Origin of the sequence: Cobetia sp. 2AS (assembly GCF_029846355.1) — a bacterium.
Lineage (GTDB): Bacteria > Pseudomonadota > Gammaproteobacteria > Pseudomonadales > Halomonadaceae > Cobetia > Cobetia amphilecti.
In genome coordinates this window covers 247,663-267,244 of sequence record NZ_JARWKQ010000003.1, presented here as the reverse complement: position 1 = coordinate 267,244, position 19,582 = coordinate 247,663, and the positions used below count along the sequence as shown (strand labels likewise).

General features: G+C 63.3%; 17 protein-coding genes. 8 read left to right on the top strand and 9 right to left on the bottom strand.

Features of this window, described 5'->3' with window-relative positions; all coding sequences use genetic code 11:
• Window positions 1–49: 49 nt before the first annotated feature.
• The gene (locus tag QD356_RS11055) at window positions 50–1,528 is read right to left on the bottom strand and encodes an NCS1 family nucleobase:cation symporter-1 (protein ID WP_225996544.1); all 1,479 of its coding nucleotides are present in this window, start codon (window positions 1,526–1,528) and stop codon (window positions 50–52) included.
• Window positions 1,529–1,532: 4 nt separating this feature from the next.
• Entirely contained in the window at window positions 1,533–1,928 is a 396-nt protein-coding gene (locus QD356_RS11050) for a hypothetical protein (protein WP_192838596.1), read from the bottom strand.
• 487 nt (window positions 1,929–2,415) lie between these two features.
• Between QD356_RS11050 and QD356_RS11045 the strand changes: the two genes are divergently transcribed.
• The 4 genes from QD356_RS11045 (at window position 2,416) to preA (ending at window position 7,816) form a co-directional block, all read left to right on the top strand.
• Complete coding sequence (locus QD356_RS11045) at window positions 2,416–3,318, top strand: nitrilase-related carbon-nitrogen hydrolase (RefSeq protein WP_052384559.1); 903 nt, start codon at window positions 2,416–2,418, stop codon at window positions 3,316–3,318.
• An 84-nt stretch (window positions 3,319–3,402) separates the two neighbouring features.
• Window positions 3,403–4,845 (top strand): dihydropyrimidinase, encoded by a 1,443-nt coding sequence (gene hydA / locus QD356_RS11040; RefSeq protein WP_192838597.1) that lies wholly within the window; start codon window positions 3,403–3,405, stop codon window positions 4,843–4,845.
• Between the two features lie 206 nt (window positions 4,846–5,051).
• On the top strand, window positions 5,052–6,452 hold the full coding sequence (locus QD356_RS11035) for an NAD(P)-dependent oxidoreductase (protein ID WP_192838598.1): 1,401 nt from the start codon (window positions 5,052–5,054) through the stop codon (window positions 6,450–6,452).
• Complete coding sequence (gene preA, locus QD356_RS11030; RefSeq protein ID WP_192838599.1) at window positions 6,452–7,816, top strand: NAD-dependent dihydropyrimidine dehydrogenase subunit PreA; 1,365 nt, start codon at window positions 6,452–6,454, stop codon at window positions 7,814–7,816. Before QD356_RS11035 ends, preA begins: the two co-directional genes overlap by 1 nt.
• A gap of 149 nt (window positions 7,817–7,965) precedes the next feature.
• On the opposite strand, the gene QD356_RS11025 is transcribed toward preA, so the two are convergent.
• The 3 genes from QD356_RS11025 to QD356_RS11015 all read right to left on the bottom strand — a co-directional run bounded on the left by QD356_RS11025 (window position 7,966) and on the right by QD356_RS11015 (window position 10,588).
• Window positions 7,966–8,586, bottom strand: coding sequence for a TetR/AcrR family transcriptional regulator (locus QD356_RS11025; RefSeq protein WP_192838600.1), 621 nt, complete (start codon window positions 8,584–8,586; stop codon window positions 7,966–7,968).
• 167 nt (window positions 8,587–8,753) lie between these two features.
• The gene (locus tag QD356_RS11020; RefSeq protein WP_192838601.1) at window positions 8,754–9,962 is read right to left on the bottom strand and encodes a CmpA/NrtA family ABC transporter substrate-binding protein; all 1,209 of its coding nucleotides are present in this window, start codon (window positions 9,960–9,962) and stop codon (window positions 8,754–8,756) included.
• A gap of 50 nt (window positions 9,963–10,012) precedes the next feature.
• Complete coding sequence (locus tag QD356_RS11015; protein ID WP_054555320.1) at window positions 10,013–10,588, bottom strand: ANTAR domain-containing protein; 576 nt, start codon at window positions 10,586–10,588, stop codon at window positions 10,013–10,015.
• 562 nt (window positions 10,589–11,150) lie between these two features.
• Between QD356_RS11015 and QD356_RS11010 the strand changes: the two genes are divergently transcribed.
• Entirely contained in the window at window positions 11,151–12,509 is a 1,359-nt protein-coding gene (locus tag QD356_RS11010; protein WP_043333727.1) for a NarK family nitrate/nitrite MFS transporter, read from the top strand.
• Window positions 12,510–12,630: 121 nt separating this feature from the next.
• Here QD356_RS11010 and QD356_RS11005 read toward each other — a convergent pair whose 3' ends face one another.
• The gene (locus QD356_RS11005) at window positions 12,631–12,798 is read right to left on the bottom strand and encodes a hypothetical protein (protein WP_166019763.1); all 168 of its coding nucleotides are present in this window, start codon (window positions 12,796–12,798) and stop codon (window positions 12,631–12,633) included.
• 163 nt (window positions 12,799–12,961) lie between these two features.
• On the bottom strand, window positions 12,962–13,411 hold the full coding sequence (locus tag QD356_RS11000) for a GNAT family N-acetyltransferase (RefSeq protein WP_165873884.1): 450 nt from the start codon (window positions 13,409–13,411) through the stop codon (window positions 12,962–12,964).
• Between the two features lie 45 nt (window positions 13,412–13,456).
• Between QD356_RS11000 and QD356_RS10995 the strand changes: the two genes are divergently transcribed.
• Window positions 13,457–13,774, top strand: a complete 318-nt coding sequence (locus QD356_RS10995; protein WP_192838602.1) for a hypothetical protein — start codon at window positions 13,457–13,459, stop codon at window positions 13,772–13,774.
• Here QD356_RS10995 and dbpA read toward each other — a convergent pair.
• The gene (gene dbpA, locus QD356_RS10990) at window positions 13,764–15,164 is read right to left on the bottom strand and encodes an ATP-dependent RNA helicase DbpA (protein ID WP_043333726.1); all 1,401 of its coding nucleotides are present in this window, start codon (window positions 15,162–15,164) and stop codon (window positions 13,764–13,766) included. The two genes, QD356_RS10995 and dbpA, sit on opposite strands and share 11 nt — an antisense overlap.
• A 1,096-nt stretch (window positions 15,165–16,260) precedes the next feature.
• Here dbpA and QD356_RS10985 point away from each other — a divergent pair.
• Window positions 16,261–17,862 carry a pyridine nucleotide-disulfide oxidoreductase gene (locus QD356_RS10985; RefSeq protein ID WP_192838603.1) on the top strand — a complete coding sequence of 534 codons (1,602 nt, stop codon included), beginning with the start codon at window positions 16,261–16,263 and terminating at the stop codon, window positions 17,860–17,862.
• A gap of 342 nt (window positions 17,863–18,204) precedes the next feature.
• Here the strand turns inward: QD356_RS10985 and QD356_RS10980 are convergent, their stop codons facing one another.
• Window positions 18,205–18,639: a hypothetical protein gene (locus tag QD356_RS10980; RefSeq protein ID WP_043333725.1), complete on the bottom strand. Its 435-nt coding sequence runs from the start codon at window positions 18,637–18,639 to the stop codon at window positions 18,205–18,207.
• 382 nt (window positions 18,640–19,021) lie between these two features.
• Here QD356_RS10980 and QD356_RS10975 point away from each other — a divergent pair, with 382 nt between their 5' ends.
• On the top strand, window positions 19,022–19,525 hold the full coding sequence (locus QD356_RS10975; protein WP_192838604.1) for a hypothetical protein: 504 nt from the start codon (window positions 19,022–19,024) through the stop codon (window positions 19,523–19,525).
• The last annotated feature ends 57 nt before the right edge of the window (window positions 19,526–19,582 follow it).

Here is a 19,582-nt window from a genome sequence, read left to right as displayed (position 1 = left end):
CCAATCGGCAGCCCGTCTGTCATTGCACTCACCATGTTCATCAGCGGCGTCAGGCGCGCTGCGCCCCGCTGCCCGGTACTGCCTCGGGCAGATGCACCGGCGGTGCCTTGACCAGCAGCTTGCTGGCCACGAAGTAGACCAGCGCCCCCAGCAGCGAGCCGGTGAACCAGCCGTAGTCGTAGAACCAGGAAAGCCCGGGCTGCGAGAAGCTGATCACCGTCAGCCCCACCGGCACGAAGAAGGCGATGAAGCCTGCCGGATTGAAGGCCGGATAGGTGCTGCCATCCAGATAGAGTGCCGGCAGATCAAAGGACTGACGACGGATCACGAAGTAGTCGACGATCATGATCCCCGCGATCGGCCCCAGCAGACTCGAATAGCCCAGCAACCAGTTGGAATAGAGACTCTCGAGACTGACGTCCGAGACGATCCAGCCCATCTTCTTGATCAGCTCGAAGCCCATCAGCAGCACCCCGACCAGCCCGGTCAGCAGCACGCCGCGCGTCTGGTTGATCAATTTCGGCGCGATGTTCTGGAAGTCATTGGTCGGCGAGACGATGTTGGCCGCGGTATTGGTGGAGAGCGTCGCGATGATGATCAGCACCATGGCGATGGCGACCCAGCCGGGGCTGTCGATACGACCGATCAGGTTGACCGGGTCGGAGATGGTCTCGCCCACCAGCGAGCTGGACGCGGCGGTCAGCACCACGCCGAGCGCCGCGAAGAAGAACATCGTCAGCGGCAGACCGATGATCTGACCGACGATCTGGTCCTTCTGGCTCTTCGCGTAACGACTGAAGTCAGGAATGTTCAGCGACAGCGTCGCCCAGAAGCCGACCATCGCGGTCAGGCCCGCCATGAAGTAGCTGGCCACGCCATCGCCCTCGGGACGATTCGGCGGCTGGGCCAACAGCTCGCTGATCGAGGTATGCGGCAGCGCCCACACCATCAGGCCGACACCCACCGCCAGCAGCAAGGGCGCGGACAGCGTCTCCAGCCACTTGATGGATTCCGCGCCGCGAATCACCACGAACAGGTTGAGCGCCCAGAACACGAAGAAGCCGATGACCTCGCCTACCCCGCCCAGCGCCTTCCAGTCGGCCGAGAGGCTCGACAGCAGCAGGTGGATCGCCAGCCCGCCGAACATCGTCTGGATACCGAACCAGCCACAGGCGACCACCGCGCGGATCATGCATGGCACGTTGGAGCCGATGATGCCGAAGGAGGAGCGCAGCACCACCGGGAAGGGGATCCCGAAGCGCGTGCCGGGGAAGGCGTTGAGGGTCAGCGGAATCAGCACCACCAGGTTGGCGACCAGAATCGTGAACAGCGCCTCGCCGACGCTCAGGCCGAAGTAGGCGGTCAGGACGCCACCCAAGGTGTAGGTCGGCACGCAGATCGACATGCCGACCCACAGTGCGGCGATGTTCCAGCGCGACCAGGTGCGCTCGGCACTCTTGGTCGGCGCGATATCCTCGTTGTAACGCGGGCTGCGGGCGACATCCTGTGCCACCACCAGCTCGATCATTTCCTCATTGCTGCGCACCATGTGCGAGCGCGTCTGTGTCGGGGCCATGAGTCCTCACCTGTTCAGCTGTTGTTATTGTTGAGGGTGATGCACTGCGCTTGCCTTGTGTCACTTGTCGTTTCTTGTCTTCCTCGTCTTCTCCGTCGCTTTCCTGACTCCTTTTCGCTCTTCCCCGTTTGGCACACTTCATCAGGCACACTTCATTCGGCACTGCATGCAGAAGATTCTGATGCAGAGGATTCTGCGGCAGACGAATCTGTGGCAGGCCGTGAAGAAGAAACACCTTGCGCAGTTCACGTGCAAAACCCTGTGGCAAATCGCATGCCGCCGGCCGGATTATTGCCGACAAATCAAACCTGTCTTGCAAGACAACTTGAGATGCAATGGCGCGTATTTTCATGCATGACGCCTGTCAGGTGGCGACAAGCCGTGTTCGCGCCAACTGTCAGTATGGTCAGGTTCCAAGCTGGTGCAAGGCGGTCTTGCGCAATGTCCCCGCAAACGATCACAAACCACTGTTGTGCATCGTCTTTTCCTTTGAAAATCGCGTGAACCATGCTGATTCTGCAGGCACCACAATGGTGAAATACGGCCTTTTCTTGAATAAAAACTCTTTGATAACAACAAGATAAATTCACAAGACTTTATTTGACACTTCATCTTGCCGAACGCGGGAACACTGTCTAATGTTCATTAAGCTGACTGGTGAGACAGGATTTAAATCGGACCTTTCCTGACCCACGATACCTGCCAGCGGCATGCAGATTTGCCAGGCAGGCGGCGTGTTTTTCCTGGGGCCATTTCGCGCTATCCCTGCTCACCCTCTCAGCCCACCAGCACTCATTGAAGACAACAACAACCGGCGCCAAGCGCCCGATGAGGAAGACATGTCGAACGATTCCCGCATCTCCTATACCGAAGATGCCGGCAAGCTGCGCTGCGCCGTCATCCAGATGGGACTCAACGTCTCCACCGACCTCGAGCCCGCGCAGATCCGTGATGCCATGAACGAAGCCCACCTGCCGCTGATCGACCAGGCCGGTGAGGCAGGCGTCAAGATCCTGTGCTTCCAGGAAGTCTTCAATCAGCCCTATTTCTGCCCGAGCCAGGATGCCAAGTGGTATGCCGCCGCCGAGCGCGTGCCCGACGGCCCCACCGTCACCCTGATGCAGCAGTACGCGAAGAAGCATCAGATGGTGATCATCGTGCCCATTTACGAGGAAGTGCAGCCGGGGGTGTACTACAACACCGCCGCCGTCATCGATGCCGACGGCAGCTATCTGGGCAAGTATCACAAGACCCACATCCCGCAGGTGGCGGGCTTCTGGGAGAAATTCTTCTTCAAGCCGGGCAAGTCCGACTGGCCGGTCTTCGACACCGCCTACGGGCGCATCGGCGTCTACATCTGCTACGACCGCCACTTCCCGGAAGGCTGGCGCGCATTGGCGCTCAACGGCGCCGAGATCATCTTCAATCCCTCCGCCACCGTCGCGGGCCTCTCCCAATACCTGTGGGAGCTGGAGCAGCCCGCCTCCGCCGCCGCCAATGGCTGTTACATCGCCGCCATCAACCGCGTCGGCCATGAACAGCCCTGGGATATCGGCGAGTTCTACGGCTCCTCCTACTTCGTGAATCCGCGCGGCCAGATCGAAGCCCAGGCCAGCGCCACCGAGGATGAGCTGCTGATCCACGACCTCGACATGGCGATGGTGCGCGAGGTGCGCAACAACTGGCAGTTCTTCCGCGATCGTCGCCCGGACGCCTATACCCGCCTCACCGACGGCGAGTGACGGACTGACGACCCGCACGACGACAACAAGACGACCTGACACTCAATGCCGGAAAAGGCCGCGCGATGCGGCCGGGAGAGACTCATGGCAATCCTGATCAAGGGCGGCAGCATCCAGACCCACGAAGAGCGCTACACCGCCGATGTGCTGTGTGACGGCGAGACCATCACCGCCATCGGCACCGACCTGGACGTCCCGGACGACTGCGAGGTGATCGACGCCAGCGGCTGTCTGGTGATGCCCGGCGGCATCGACCCGCACACCCACATGCAGCTGCCCTTCATGGGCACCGTGGCCAGCGAAGACTTCCAGACCGGCACCGCCGCGGCGCTGGCCGGCGGCACCACCATGATCATCGATTTCGTGATCCCCTCTCCCCAGCAACCGCTGATGGAGGCCTATCACACCTGGCGCGAATGGGCCGAGAAGTCGTGCTGCGACTACAGCTTCCACGTCGCCGTCACCTGGTGGGACGAGAGCGTCAGCCAGGACATGGCGACGCTGGTCGCCGATTACGGCGTCAACAGCTTCAAGCACTTCATGGCCTACAAGAACGCCATCATGGCGCCGGACGACACCCTGGTCTCGAGCTTCGCACGCTGTCTGGAACTGGGCGCGATTCCCACCGTGCATGCCGAGAACGGCGAGCTGGTCTACCACCTGCAGCAGAAGCTGCTGGCCGACGGCATCACCGGCCCGGAGGCGCATCCGCTGTCGCGTCCTCCGCAGGTCGAGGGCGAGGCCGCCAGCCGTGCCATCCGCATCGCCGGTACCCTGGGCACGCCGGTGTATCTGGTCCACGTCTCCACCGCCGATGCGCTGGAGGAGATCCGCTACGCCCGCGAGCACGGTCAGCCGGTCTACGGCGAGGTGCTGGCAGGCCATCTGCTGATCGATGAAGAGGTCTATCAGAACAAGAGCTGGGAATTCGCGGCCGGCCACGTGATGAGCCCGCCGTTCCGCTCGCTGGAGCACCGCCAGGCACTGTGGGGCGGCATCCAGTCCGGTGACCTGCAGACCACCGCCACCGATCACTGCTGCTTCTGCGCCGAGCAGAAGGAGATGGGCAAGGACGACTTCTCGAAGATTCCCAACGGCACCGCCGGGGTCGAGGACCGCATGGCGATGCTGTGGCACGAAGGCGTCAATACAGGGCGCTTCTCCGCCGAGGACTTCGTGGGCCTGACCTCCACCAATGCGGCCAAGATCTTCAATCTCTATCCGCGCAAGGGTGCGATCCGCGTCGGCAGCGACGCCGACATCGTGGTCTGGGACCCCAACGCCGAACGCACCATCTCGGCCAAGACCCACCACCAGAACATCGACTTCAACATCTTCGAAGGCCGCACCGTCAAGGGCATTCCGCGTCACACCATCAGCCGCGGCGACTGGGCATGGCGCGATGGCGAACTGCATGCCAAGCGCGGCCACGGCCAGTATGTCGAGCGTCCGGCCTACCCCAGCGTGTTCGAGCAGCTCAAGGCCCGCGCCGAGAGCAACGTCGTCAGCGCCGTGGATCGCAGCTGACGGTCGGCGAACGGCCCACCTGAGACCAGTACGACACGGCTAAGACCAGTACGGCACGACTGAACGACGGCCTGGCGGCGCACCTGACGCGCTGCCGGTCCCTTGGCACTGCCAAACAAGCCGCTGCCAACCAAGAAGCACAACCCGACTCGCCTGCAAGACCAACAACAACGACCCCGCGCCTGAGCGCGGGCAGGAGCCACACCGTGACCACATCCTCCACTCCTTCCCACTGGGCCCCGAGCGGGCTCGCGGAAGAGGCGCTGAGTGCGCGTTTCACAGACCTGCATCCGGCGCTCAGCAAGCGCCAGGCCTTCATCGAGAGCTCGCGCTGTCTGTACTGCTACGATGCACCCTGCATCAAGGCCTGCCCGACCAGCATCGACATCCCGACCTTCATTCGCCGTATCCACGATGACAATCTCGAAGGCGCCGCCAGCGAGATTCTCGATGCCAATATCCTCGGTGGCAGCTGCGCCCGCGTCTGCCCCACCGAGATCCTCTGCGAGCAGTCCTGCGTGCGCAATCAGGGCGATGAGTGCCAGCCGGTGCTGATCGGCCTGCTGCAGCGACATGCGCTGGACAACGCCCAGTTCGAAGCCCATCCGTTCACGCGTGGCGCCAGCACCGGTCGGCGTATCGCGGTGGTCGGCGCCGGGCCAGCCGGGCTTTCCTGCGCCCATCGTCTGGCACGTTTCGGCCACGACGTGGTGATCTTCGAGGCCGAGGAAAAGGCCGGCGGCCTCAACGAATACGGCATCGCCCGCTACAAGCTGACCGATGACTTCGCCGCCCGCGAAGTCGAATTCCTGCTCGAGATCGGCGGCATCGAGATCCGCCACGGTCAGCGCCTCGGCGACAACCTGGCGCTGGCCTCCCTGACACGCGAATTCGACAGCGTCTTCCTGGGCCTCGGCCTTGGCACCAGCCATGCCCTCGGCCTGACCGGCGAGGATGCCAGCGGCCTGATGGCGGCCACCGACTTCATCAAGGTGCTGCGTCAGAGTGGCGAACTGAACGCCCTGGCGGTGCCCAGGCACGCTGTGGTGATCGGCGCCGGCAACACCGCCATCGATATCGCCGTGCAGGCCAGGCGCCTCGGCGCGCAGACGGTGGACCTGGTCTACCGGCGTGGCGAGGAGCAGATGTCCGCCACCCATCACGAGCAGGAAATCGCGCGCGCCAATGGCGTGATGATCCACACCTGGGCGCGCCCGCTGGCGATCGATGTGGCAAACGATAGTGATAGAAGCGAAGAAGGTGATGACGCCGCGCTCAGCGCGATGCAGTTCGCGCGCACGCGGGTCGAGGATGGCCGCCTCGTCGATACCGGCGAGACCTTCACGCTGGCCTGCGATGGGGTCTTCACCGCCATCGGCCAGGGCTTCGATGACGCGAGCCTGAGCGATGCACATGCCGCAGGGCTGGCCCGCGAGGGGGCCAGGATAGAGGTGGACGAGATGCTGCGCACCAGCCTGCCCGGCGTCTATGCCGGCGGTGACTGCATCGCCCGCGGGCAGGACCTCACCGTTCAAGCCGTCGCCCACGGCAAGCTGGCCGCCGAGGCCATCCATCACGATCTGATGCTCAAGGTGGAGGCCGCCTGATGACCATTCATACCCCGCTCAATGACGACAACGCCCGCCCGGCAGGTGCTGACTCAAGTGCTGGATCAAGCGGCGATCACGTCGCCAGCTACAAGGCCGATCTGTCGGTCAACTTCGCCGGCATCCGCGCCCCCAACCCCTTCTGGCTGGCCAGCGCCCCGCCCACCGACAAGGCCTACAACGTGGTACGCGCCTTCGAGGCCGGCTGGGGTGGCGTGGTCTGGAAGACGCTGGGTGAAGACCCGGCCGCGGTGAACGTCTCCTCCCGCTACTCGGCGCACTATGGCCCGAATGGCGAGGTCAGCGGCTTCAACAACATCGAGCTGATCACCGACCGCTCGCTGGAGATCAACCTGCGCGAGATCACCCAGGTCAAGAAGGACTGGCCGGACCGCGCGCTGATCGTCTCGCTGATGGTGCCGTGTGAGGAGGAGGCCTGGAAGACCATCCTGCCGCAGGTCGAGGCCACCGGCTGTGACGGCATCGAACTCAACTTCGGCTGCCCCCACGGCATGCCGGAACGCGGCATGGGCGCGGCGGTGGGCCAGGTGCCGGAGTATGTCGAGCAGGTCACGCGCTGGTGCAAGACCTACAGCTCGCTGCCGGTAATCGTCAAACTGACGCCCAACATCACCGACGTGCGCGAACCGGCCAAGGCCGCCTGGCGGGGTGGCGCCGATGCCGTCTCGCTGATCAACACCATCAACTCCATCACCCATCTGGATCTCGACCGCATGGTCGCGCATCCCATCGTCGGTGACCGCAGCACCCACGGCGGCTATTGCGGCAGCGCCGTGAAGCCTATCGCGCTGAATATGGTGGCCGAGATAGCGCGCACGCCGGAAACCGCCAATCTGCCGATCTCCGGCATCGGCGGCATCTCCAACTGGGAGGATGCCGCGGAATTCATCGCCCTCGGCGCGGGCAGCGTGCAGGTGTGCACGGCGGCAATGCTGCACGGCTTCCGTATCGTCGAGGAGATGAAGGACGGCCTGGGGCGCTGGATGGACAGCAAGGGCTATCAGCGTATCGACGAGTTCTCGCGCGCGGCGGTGCCCAACACCACCGACTGGAAGCAGCTGGACATGAACTACCAGGTGATCGCCCGCATCGACCAGGACAAGTGCATCGGCTGCGGACGCTGCTATATCGCCTGCGAGGACACCTCGCACCAGGCCATCATGCATCTGGCCAAGGACAACGGCACCGCCCGCTATGAGGTGAAGGACGCCGACTGCGTGGGCTGCAATCTGTGCGAGATCACCTGCCCGGTTGAGGACTGCATCACCATGGAAGTGCAGGACACCGGCAAGCCGTACATGAACTGGATGGAGGACCCACGCAATCCGCATCGCGCGGCCTGATACCTGATCGCGGGATGCAGGTAGCAATAGATGGGAACCAAAAAAAGGGGCTGCCAGCAATGGCAGCCCATTTTTCATTGGCTTGATGCCCCACCAATGATAACCATGATTAGCTTAATGACAATTAAATCATGAAGTCACCTGCTGACTCAGGCGGACAAACCGACACCCTTCAGCAGCACCCGCGTCACGTTCTGCACCGCCTGCTCGAATTCCCGATCACTCAGCGCCTTGCCCTGATTGAGCACCGCGATCTGGTGGTCGAAGTCGGCGTAATGCTGGGTGCTGGCCCAGATCATGTACAGGTAGGCGGAGGCATCGATGTTGTCGATGCGGCCCTCGCCGATCCACTGGCGCAGGCGTGACTTCTTCATCTCGGCCCACTCGTCGAGCCACACCGTCAGCTCTTCGCCCAGCACCGGCGCGCCCTGCATGATCTCGCTGGCCCACACCTTGGAGCCATAGGGGCGCTGGCGCGAGTGCATCATCTTGGCGCGAATGTAGGTGGAGAGCACCAGCTGCGGGTCGTCGTAGGCCTCGAAGCACAGCGCATCTTCCTTCCACAGCGCCAGCAGGCCATCGAGCACCGCCCGATACAGCGCTTCCTTGGTGCTGAAGTAGTAATGCAGATTGGACTTGGGCAGCTCTACCTCGGCGGCAATATCGACCATGCTGGCGCCGACATAGCCCTTGAGAGCGAAGATCTTTTCGGCGGCGAGCAGGATGCGGCCGACATTATCCTTGCGAATCTGAGACTTGCGAGTGGTCATGCGATCCCCTGACGCGGTGCTGGCAGTGCGATGAGAATATCACAACCGCACTGCCAACATGTCTGAGCCGTCAGGTTTGCCCTGCCATCCGGCAAGGACGACGACTTCTCTGCAAGTGCTGTGCAATCCCGCGCCAGCGCGGATCGGCAAGGACCGCGCCCGCGACATCACTCGAAGACCGCACCATCGATGAAGCCATCCGCCGGCATCGGCACCTGGCCCGCCTCGCCGCTCAGCCACCAGGGCACCGGATGCGTGCCTTCACTGCGCTCATCCGCCACCGGCACCACCATGCCCAGCTTGCGGGCCGCCGTGCGGTAAAGATCCGGGCGCACACAACGTGTCAGCGTCGCCTCGAGATCCTCGTCATTGAAGCCCTGCAGATGCCCCCAGCGCTGCATCTGGGCGATGTACCAGCGCGTCTGGGAACGCCACGGGAAGTTGGCTGCGTAGCGATGGAAGATGGTCCAGCCGGGATTGTGCTGCTGAAACTCCTCCACCGACTGCTCGACATCGACGTCTTCCAGCCCGCGCGTCACCACGCTCATCGGCACCTCCGGCATGCCCTCGTCGTGCAGCCACTCGGCGGCCCTGTCCCGATTGCCGGGGCGGTCCAGCCAGGCGCAGGCATTGAGCAGCGCGCGAATCAGCGCCTGATGCGCCAGCGGATGCTGCTCCGCCCAGTCCTCGCGCACGCCCAGCACCTTTTCCTGCCCGAAGCGCCAGATATCGTGACTGCCCGCCACCACCTGCCCCATGCCCTGCGCCGCCGCCAGACTGTTCCAGGGCTCACCGACACAGAAGCCATCCAGCGCACCGCTGGCCAGCTGCGCCGCCATCAGCGGCGGCGCCACGGCGCGCATCTCGACGTCGCGGTCCGGATTGATGCCGCCCGCCGCCAGCCAGTAGCGCAACAGATAACGATGCGAGGAGAACGGGTGCACGCTGGCCAGCTTGAGCAGCGGCTCGCCGCGCTGTTTGCGCTGGTGCACATGCGCCGCCAGCGCCTTCGCGACCTGCAACGGGCTGGAGAGGTCGTGGCCGTCCTCGCCGAGGGTGGCCATCAGCGCGCGCGACAGCGTGATGGAGTTGCCGCCCAGATTCAGTGTCATGGCACTGATCACCGGCGTGGCGCGGCCATCCAGGCCCAGGGTCGAGGTCAGCGGCATCAGTGCCAGCATCTGCGCGCCCTGCAGCACGCCGGTCTGCAGGTCATCACGCAACGCCGCCCACGAGGGTTGCCACTTGAGTGTCACCGCCAGCCCCTCCTCGCGGAAAAGCCCCAACTGCTCAGCGACCACGAAGGGCGCGGCATCATTGAGTGGCATCAGGCCCAGCGTCAGCTGATGGCCATTCAGGGGTACATCTGTGGGCATCACGCACACCTCTTGAACGATCGAGAGAGAAGGACAGTACGGCGACCGGCTCAGCGCCGACGCGCGGCCTTGAGCAGCTCATCGGCCAGCTCATGCAGGGCCAGGCGCCGGTTCATGGCGGTCTTGCGCAGGTATTGGTAGGCGGCATCTTCACTGAGCCCACGCGTCTCCATCACCACGGCCTTGGCACGATCGACGCTGCGCCGCTGCACCAATGTGGTCTGGGTACGGTTGAGCTCCCCCTTGAGCGCACGGTGCGCCTCGAAGCTGGTGATGGCGACCTCGACCATGCTGCGCACCATCGCTGGCATGACGTGGTCCACCACATAGGCCGAGACACCGGCGCCGGCCGCCTCACGCACGAGGTCCGGGGCATCTTCACTGGCCAGCATGATCATCGGCTTGGGATAGCGTCGCCCCAGCTGGCCGAGATGCTCCAGGGTGTCGCGGCTGGGCAGGTCGGCGTCGATGATCACCGCATCGGGCTGATGCTGCTCGACCAGCGCGTGCAGGTCCTCGTGCTCGTCAACGCGCAGCGCCACCTCGAAGCCGGCGCTCAATAGCGCCTGCTCCAGCGCGGCGGAGCGCTCACTGCGGACATCGACGATCAGCACGGTCACGGGCATGTCAGGTTTCCTTGGGTCGGGCATGAGACTTGCCGTACACCCAAGCAGGATTCGTGCCGCAATCTGGTGCAACCTTGCGGCCAAAGGCCTTCAGAGCGGCCGAGCCGAAAGCGTCGCTGCACTGCAATGAGGCACGCGCCTGCCCGACCCTCCCAGCGCCAGTCGCGTGCGCCAGACTGGTACCTCGCGCCTCGATGACGCACCGCCAGCGCGCATCGAGCGCGCCTCCAGCCCGAGACACCGCCTGCGCGTGCCAACCTACTGCCCTCGCCAAGCCATTGATCTTCTGGGACTTGTCCCGCCCACACCCCCGCAACTGGCGCGCTACTTGCTTTGTTCCTGTCACTTGCCGCACAGACGCTCTGCTGCCGGCAACCATGGCATCACCGACTGCTGCCATCGCTATCCATGACGTGGACCAGGCTCTTCGGAGTACGAGTGCGTCGAACCAGGCCCCTCAATGACGAGGCGCCCTTGCTGTCGTTCATTCACAGCCGTTCGACCACTCGCCGAGCACACCTGACTTCGTGCCCGGCACCGACGCTGAATCAGGAGCCCACTCATGGATATCCGCAACAAGGCCAGCCGCATTCGGCTGTTCAGCTTCAACACCCCGCAAATGCGCGCCTTCCACATGTCGTGGTTCGCCTTCCACGTCTGCTTCTTCGGCTGGTTCGGCATCGCGCCGCTGATGGCCGTGGTGCGTGACGACCTTGGCCTGACCAAGACCCAGATCGGCAACACCATCATCGCCTCCGTCGCCATCACGGTGATCGTGCGCCTCGCCATCGGCGTGCTGTGTGATCGCATCGGGCCACGCAAGGCCTACACCTGGCTCTTGTGCCTCGGCTCGCTGCCGGTGATGTGCATCGGCTTCGCCGACAGCTTCGAATCCTTCTTCCTGGCCCGTCTGGCCATCGGTGCCATCGGCGCCTCCTTCGTCATCACCCAGTACCACACCTCCGTGATGTTCGGACCCAACGTGGTCGGCACCGCCAACGCCACCACCGCGGGCTGGGGCAACCTGGGCGGCGGCACCACTCAGATGCTGATGCCGCTGGTGATGGCCGGCCTGCTGATGCTGGGCGTCGAGCAGACCCTGGGCTGGCGTCTGGCGATGGTCGTGCCGGGCATCGTGCTGTTCCTGACCGGTATCGCCTACTACTTCTTCACCCAGGATGCGCCGGACGGCAACTTCAGCGAGCTGCGTGAGCGTGGTGAGCTGCCCAAGGCCGAGAAGGAATACAGCATGCGCGCCACCTTCGGCGCGGCGGCACGCGACATTCGCGTCTGGGCCCTGTTCCTCGTCTATGGCGCCTGTTTCGGGGTCGAGCTGACCATCAACAACGTCGCCGCCATCTACTTCTTCGACCACTTCGATCTCGATCTCGCCACCGCTGGTCTCATCGCGGGCCTGTTCGGCCTGATGAACCTGTTCGCCCGCACCCTGGGCGGCGTGTTCTCCGACCTGTTCGCGCGCCAGTCCGGCCTCAAGGGCCGCGTGCGCTGGCTGTTCATCGCGCTGCTGTGTGAAGGCGTGGCGCTGGTCGGCTTCGCCCAGATGGAAACCCTCGCAGTCGCCATCGGCATCATGCTGGTCTTCAGCCTCTTCGTGCAGATGGCGGAAGGCGCGACCTTCGGTATCGTGCCCTTCGTCAATCGCAAGGCACTCGGCGCGGTCGCCGGCATCGTCGGCGCGGGCGGCAACGCGGGCGCGGTCGCCGCGGGCTTCCTGTTCCGCAGTGAAGAGCTGACCTACCAGGAAGGCCTGATGTACCTGGGCATGGGCGTGATCGTGATCTCGCTGTTCGCGCTGCTGGTGCGCTTCAGCGCCGCCACTGAAGCCGAGGAAAGCCGCGCCTACGACGCCGCCGTCGCGGACCGCAAGCAGCAGAGCGAGCAGCAGCCCGCCTCGGCATAAGCGGATTGCTTTCTCCCCGAGCCAGACACAAGAAGGCCCCGCCTCATGGGAGGCGGGGCCTTCTTGTGTCTGATGACAGCTCAGGTCAGCGGCGACTCATCGCAGCGCTGGCAGCCGAGCCTCAGCTATCGGTGGCGTTCTCGACGCTATCACCGGCTTCCTCGACGGCGTTGTCCATCTTCTCACCGGCCTTCTCCATCGGGCCTTCGTCCTCGCAACCGGCGAGCGACAGGCCACCGAGACCGAGCATGGCAATCATCAGCGAACTACCCAGAGTCTTGAGCTTCATGATGTCTCTCCTTAAATCATCGGTCGGAATGACGCGACAGCTGCCATCACGCGCAGGCTGTCACGTGGTGTTACCCATGACATGGAGCGGGAGCCTTGCTGTTTCAAGGGTCACGCAACGCCGAGTTGCCTGTTGCTGATCAAAACCAATCGCTCAGGGCTGCTCAGATACCCAGCTCAGAGAAGGTATCGGGAAACTGCACTTCACCGCCCAGCCCCTCCAGATAGTCCGGCAGCAGCTCGAAGGCGACGAAGGAACCCGGCACGTCGTCATGATGGCAGTAGAGCCCGTAATGACACGCCGGATGAAAGCCCAGGTGGGTATAGAAATCCGCATGGCCTGCCGCCACCACGGCCCCCGCCCCCAGCAGCCGGCAGCGCTTGACCGCCGAGATCACCAGCCGCTTGCCGATGCCGTGACGCTGATGCTGGGGCAGCACCGCCAGCGGCGCCAACGCCATCAGCACGCGGTCCGGGTAGCCGGAAAGCTCCACGCGCGACACCATCACATGCCCCAGCAGGCCGCCCTCGCCTTCACTGAGGTGACGGCCGGTCTCCGGGTCGGTGACACGCTCGGCCACCAGCGAGATCTGCGCCAGATTGCCTCGACGCAATCTGTCACCCAGGCGCGCTTCACGATGGCCGGCAAAGACGGACTCATGAATGCGGTAGATGCGCTCATGATCAATGAGACGTTCTTCACGGATGCGAAGATTATCGACGGCGTTGGCAGTCATCACGAGGTACCGAATCAGCGCCCTGATGGTCAGGGACGTTACCTCAAGCTTAGCCACCGCCCGCAGCGGCTGCGAGCGTCAATCTGCTGCTCAAAAAGCACGATGCCCGCCGTGGTGGCGGGCATCGCTTGGGGTGATATCAAGGTCGCATGGCAGATGAAAAGCCTGGTTCAGTCCCTCTCAGGCTTCTCGCCGCTACCGGTCAGGCGCGTCACCGACGCTGCCCGCCTCAGCTCTTGAGACGACGCGCGCGGAAGGAGCGCCCCTTGAGCTTGCCATTCATCAGCTGGGTGAGTGCCGACTTGGCGACATCACGCTCCACGGCGAGGAAGGTGGTCCGCGCCAGTACCTTGATCTTGCCGATCTTGCTGCCTTCCAGGCCGCCGTCACCGGTCAGCGCGCCGAGGATGTCGCCGGGACGCAGCTTGTCCTTCTTGCCACCGTCGATCTGCAGCGTCGCCATGCGCGCATGGAACGGCTCGCGCGTCAGCATGCTTTTCGAGGGCAGCGGCTCGGCTTCCAGCGTCTGCTCGAGGAATTCACCCAGCTTGGTCAGGCGATAGTCTTCCTTCTCGGTGTAAAGCGTGCAGGCGATACCGGAGCTGCCGGCGCGGCCGGTACGCCCGACACGGTGCACGTGGGCATCGAGATCACGCGCGATCTCGTAGTTGAACACCGCATCCAGCGCTTCGATATCCAGCCCGCGCGCCGCGACATCGGTAGCCACCAGAATCGAGGTGCTCTTGTTGGCGAACATCACCAGTGTCTGGTCGCGCTCGCGCTGTTCGAGGTCACCGTGCAGCGCCATGGCACTGAAGCCATGCTCATTGAGCGCATCGCTGACTTCCTGCGCCTGACGCTTGGTGTTGCAGAACACCACGCTGGATTCCGGGCGGTACTTGAGCAACAGGATACGCAGCGCCTCGAAGCGCGCCTCGTCATCGGCGACACGGTGGAACAGCTGACGGATGCTGCTGTCATCGTGGGTGGAGGCCACCTCGATGCTGACCGGATCACGCAGCATGCGCTCGGCGATCGGACGCACGCCATCGGCGAAGGTCGCGCTGAACAGCAGCGTCTGACGCTCCTCCGGGGTCTCGGCGACGATGGCATCCAGCACCTCGGCAAAGCCCATGTCGAGCATGCGGTCGGCTTCATCCAGCACCAGGGTATTGAGCTCGACCAGGCTCAGGCTGCCCTTGCGCAGGTGCTCATCCACGCGCCCCGGCGTGCCGACGATGATGTGCGCGCCGTGTTCCAGCGAGCCCAGCTGCGGGCCGAAGGGCGCGCCGCCGCACAGAGTCAGCACCTTGACGTTGTGCAGGCCGCGCGCCAGACGACGGATCTCGCCGGCAACCTGATCGGCCAGCTCACGTGTCGGACACAGCACTAGTGACTGCACACGGAAGCGCGAGACCTTGAGGCGTGACAGCAGCCCCAGGCCGAAGGCAGCGGTCTTGCCGGAGCCGGTCTGGCCCTGGGCGATGACATCGCGGCCTTGCAGCATCGGCGGCAGGCTCTGCGCCTGAATCGGCGTCATGGTGTGATATTCGAGCGTGGCGAGGTTGTCGAGCAGCTCGGGCGCCAGCGCCAGAGAGGCAAAGGCAGGGGTGGCGGTGGCGTCAGTCACGGGGACATTCCTTCAATCGATGAACAGGCACGAGCCGAACGGGCTTACGCGCGGGCGCAGAGCATAGCAGAGCGTGGCCACTAACGCCTGCCACGGATGCCAGCATCTGATACCGGCTCCCCAGGCGAGATAGCCTTTTTGAGCAACGCCCTCTCTTGCCCGCCAGACTCACCTCTCAGCACACCGTATGAGCCAGCTCGAATGTGACTCAACTCAAAGCATGATTTTCGTCACGACAGGATTCGATTCCCGCCAAATATCATTTATTAATTATCGTTAATTAAACAAAATGGCCAACGGTCAGTTGGCATGTCACGAAATCCCATATCAGGCGGTGGCCGAGTCGCTGCATATTTCACGCCGTGCATTTCCTGCAGCGCACTTCACGAAAATGGCGCCGACATTCGTGACGGGATAATCATCAAGACGTTCTTGTTATCTGCCTCAGACTATCAGTGCCAATGACACACCAGGATTGGCGCATACCGAGATGGGCCCACCCCCATACCGGGTATGAGGAATGCCACCTCTCATCAGTGATGTGCTGCTGGATACCGCTCGGCTACCGCAGCGGTGCCGCTGCGCGTCCAGAGGCTCTATCTGAATCGATGTCATTAATATCAATGACTTGCAGATAGCGAAATGCTGTCCGTGCCGCACAGGCGTTTTCGATCTCGGGGTGGTCTCCCGAATTGGATCGTTGCAAGCGTACTGACAGCTCGTGCGAAGCCGCTCATCACGCTGGTCATGAAACCGGTCATCAAGCCCGGTGCAAGGCACAGGTCGCCGGCACTCAGAACCGGCACTCAGAACCGGCAACACCATGGAAACAGCATTGACGTGAATCCCGCAGCTTCACCGCCGCAATGCACGGCACCACACGCATGCAAGTTGCTGTAATAGCACGTCAAAGAGCAAATGATATCGCACGGACAGGCGATCTTTGCCACCCGCAACACCACGGTCACCGCTGCCCCGACGACAGGGGATCAGCAATAGAGCGGCGCAGTCTTCAAGCCGCCAGCTGTCAGAGGGGATCACACCTCTCTACCCAAACAGCCACAAGATGTCACTACGACCCAGGGAGCAAGACGACATGAAGGACCTCTCAAGAATCACGGGCTACGGATGTATCGTGGCCGGTGTCGGCCCGGCAGGCATGGGGTTTCTGTTCAATGCCCTCAAGACAGGCCAGATCACGACACTGGCCCGCCACGGACTGTTGATTCTCGATGCCGGCGGCACCCACGCCAGCGGCAAGCTTGGCGCAGGTCGGCTGGGCGAATATCGCATCACCGCCAACTCGGTCGGCGATGTGTTCCTCGACTGCCTGCGCGACCCGGCACTCGTCGACGTGCTGGCCCCGCTCGAAGGCGAACCCTGTCTGGAGCGAATCCGCGCCGATCCCTACTCCTCCCCGCGACTCGATGAGATCGGCGAGCTGCTGGAAGCCGCCAGTGCCCTGGTATTGGCGCACATCACCGCCCTGCCGGGCGTCGAGATGTGGTGCGGCACCAGCCTGGACACGCTGCAGTACCTCGACGGCACCAGCATTCTGACCCTCTCGCATGAACCGGAAGTGGCCCAGCGCACGTCGCGGCTGCGCACCGAGAACCTGGTGCTCAATCTGGGCGGCCAGCAGTGCCCGGAGCAACTGACCCAGAGCCTCAATCGTCAGGGACTGACGCCGTCGCGGCGCGCACGCATCTACAGCGGCGATGAGCTGTTGCGCATGCCGCCGGGACAGCTGCGCAGCCTGCTGCTGCCGCGCCTGCGGCGTGGTGGTCGCGTCTGTGTGGTGGGGGGCTCGCACAGCGCCTTCTCGATGCTCGACGTGCTGGCCGACGCGCTGCGCAATACCCGCGTCAAGGAGATCACCCTGCTGCATCGCTCGCCGATTCGGCTGTTCTTCGAGAATGCCGAAGAAGCGCGCGCCGCAGGCTATCACTATGATGCCGAGCGCGATGTATGCCCGATCAGCGGTCGCATCAACCGCTCCGGCGGGCTGCGCTACCGGGCGCTGGTCATCGGTCAGGAAATTCTGGCCACCGGCCGCATCGAAGAGTGCGCAATGGATATCCAGCTGGTACAGACCGGCCCCGGCAGTGCCCAACGCCTGGAACTGGCCAGCGAAGTGCTCGCCGACGCGCCCATCGTGGTGCAGTGCAACGGCTATCAGCCGATTCTGCCCACCATCAGCGACGCCCATCATCAGCCCATCACATTGCGCGAGGTGAATGGCGGGCTGGATTCCGATGCCAACGGCAACCCCTGCGATATCCACGGCCAGCGTCTTGCGGGCCTCTACATGTTCGGGCTGGGCGCCGGGCTCGCCGTCGACCCGACACTGGGCAGTGAAGCCTCCTTCGATGGCCGCATCTATGGCGTCTGGCAGTTCCACAATCACGCCAGCCTGCCGGCCCTCCACGCCATCATCGCGCGCAACGCCAGTGACGACGCACTCGGCAGCGACACTGCTCACTCCGTCGGTCAGGTGATCGCCAGCGATCGCGGCATGGCCAGCGTCAGCGGCAGTGGAATGACCAGCGCTAGCGACAAGACCATCGCAAACAGTGTCGTCAGCGAGAAGGCCAGCGCGGAGAGTCTCGCAGAGGCGAGCGACGCCGAGGACTTCTCCAGCGCCCTCAAGGTGCTGAGTGACTCACTGGGCCTGCAGCAGAAATCCCGCATGGCGTAGCAAGGCATGGCGTGACCTGAGCAAGCACAGTGCTGCCTGTGGGCCTTGCCATCAGATGATTACGTAATGCCGGTTATGGAGCACAGAAGAAACAATCATCGGCTTCACCACCTGCACACAAGCCAACCGATTGCCTTTTGGATAAATATAACAAGAAACAACACATAACGACGCTGGATCCCCCACTCTCCCCGGCGCAAGCAAGCAAGGCCACACGACGACGCACGATGGCGATACCTCCCCACATGAAAGCGCCGCCCGGGTACGTCCCGAGCGGCGCTTTTGTGTGTCATCTCAGCAAGGGCCATGGCCGAACCTTGCAGCCAGCTCGGCCACGGGCACTTAGCGTGCCGCTTCTTCCTCAAGACGCGCCTGCTTGCCACCGAGGGTGAAGCAGGTGTCGATCTCGCGCAGCATGAACAGCGCGACACAGGCGGCCAGCATCGGCCAGGCGGCGAAGAACAGCAGGTGATCGAACGGGTCCAGATACTGCTTGAAGGCAGAGAAGGTAGACCCGGCGTGCAGCAACAGCACCAGACCGTAGGTGAGGGTCTTCTTCACGCCGGTGACGAACAGCAGCAACAGCACCATCTCGATGACGGCAATCGCGATGACGATGCCCTCACCCATGCCACCGATGGCATAGAACTTCTCGAAGATGGCGGCGGCGTGGCCAGGATTGAAGAACTTGTCCAGTGTCCACATCGTGATCACGAGGAAGACCCCGAGGCGCAGTAGCAACAGGGAAATGCGGATTCGATCGGCGTACTTCGTCATGTCAATTCTCTCCAGGGGGAATGGGCCTGCGCTGCAACGCAGCGGGCACGTGTTGCTGTGTACGCACCAAGTGGCTGCCTGGTTGCATTGATCGATGATTTTTCACGCAAAATTAATCACTTGGCAGCCTAGCCCCACCTCGCGCCTCTTTGGCGCAAACTCCTGCTTCATCTGCGGGTTTAGCATCCGATAGCTGCCATTGTTGGGCAATACAGCAGCAGTGACTGCCGCGCAAGAGACGCTGACTCGCCCGCCATCCAACACTCTGCCTTTCTCGCTGTCTGATTCATCAGCGGCTATCGCTTTGCTGTCTCGCCCTGACCCTGGACCCTCGACCCTCGACCGGCCTGCCGGCTCGCCCTCCGCGCTGGAGTTTATCCACATGGCCTCCAAGACTGATCATCCGTCTGATTGTGTGTCGTCAGACGCTTCAATGCCGGGCTCTTCCACCCAGCTCTCTCCTGCGCTGCGCCGCTGGCAAGCGCCCGAGCCTGGCGACTCGCAGCTGCCGGCCCGCATTGCAAAGGCGCGCTTTCCGGCCTTGAGCACCCAACTGCTGGCGCATGCCGCGCGCATTGCAGCAGAACGCGAGCGCGGCGAGATTCTCGACTACGCCTGTGCCATGAGTGCGGTGCCGACGGTGATTCAGGAGATCTGGCTGGCCAGTGGCGAGCTTGAGACATTCGCATTACGCGAAGGCATCCAGATCGAGAGCCTGGCGGAGCTGCTGGGTGAGCACACTCCGCTTGACAGCCCCGTCACCGCTGCACAAAGTGGCGAGCCAGCGCGGGTCGTGAGGCTGCTTGATACTTTCGACTGGCTGCATCTGGCGCTGGAGCAGCTGTTGCAGATACATCAGGATAAGCAACGTTTACACTCAGACTGATGTATCTCGGCGCCAAAACTCGTATGGTGAGGGAGAGGCTCGGCCTGTCGTCGATCA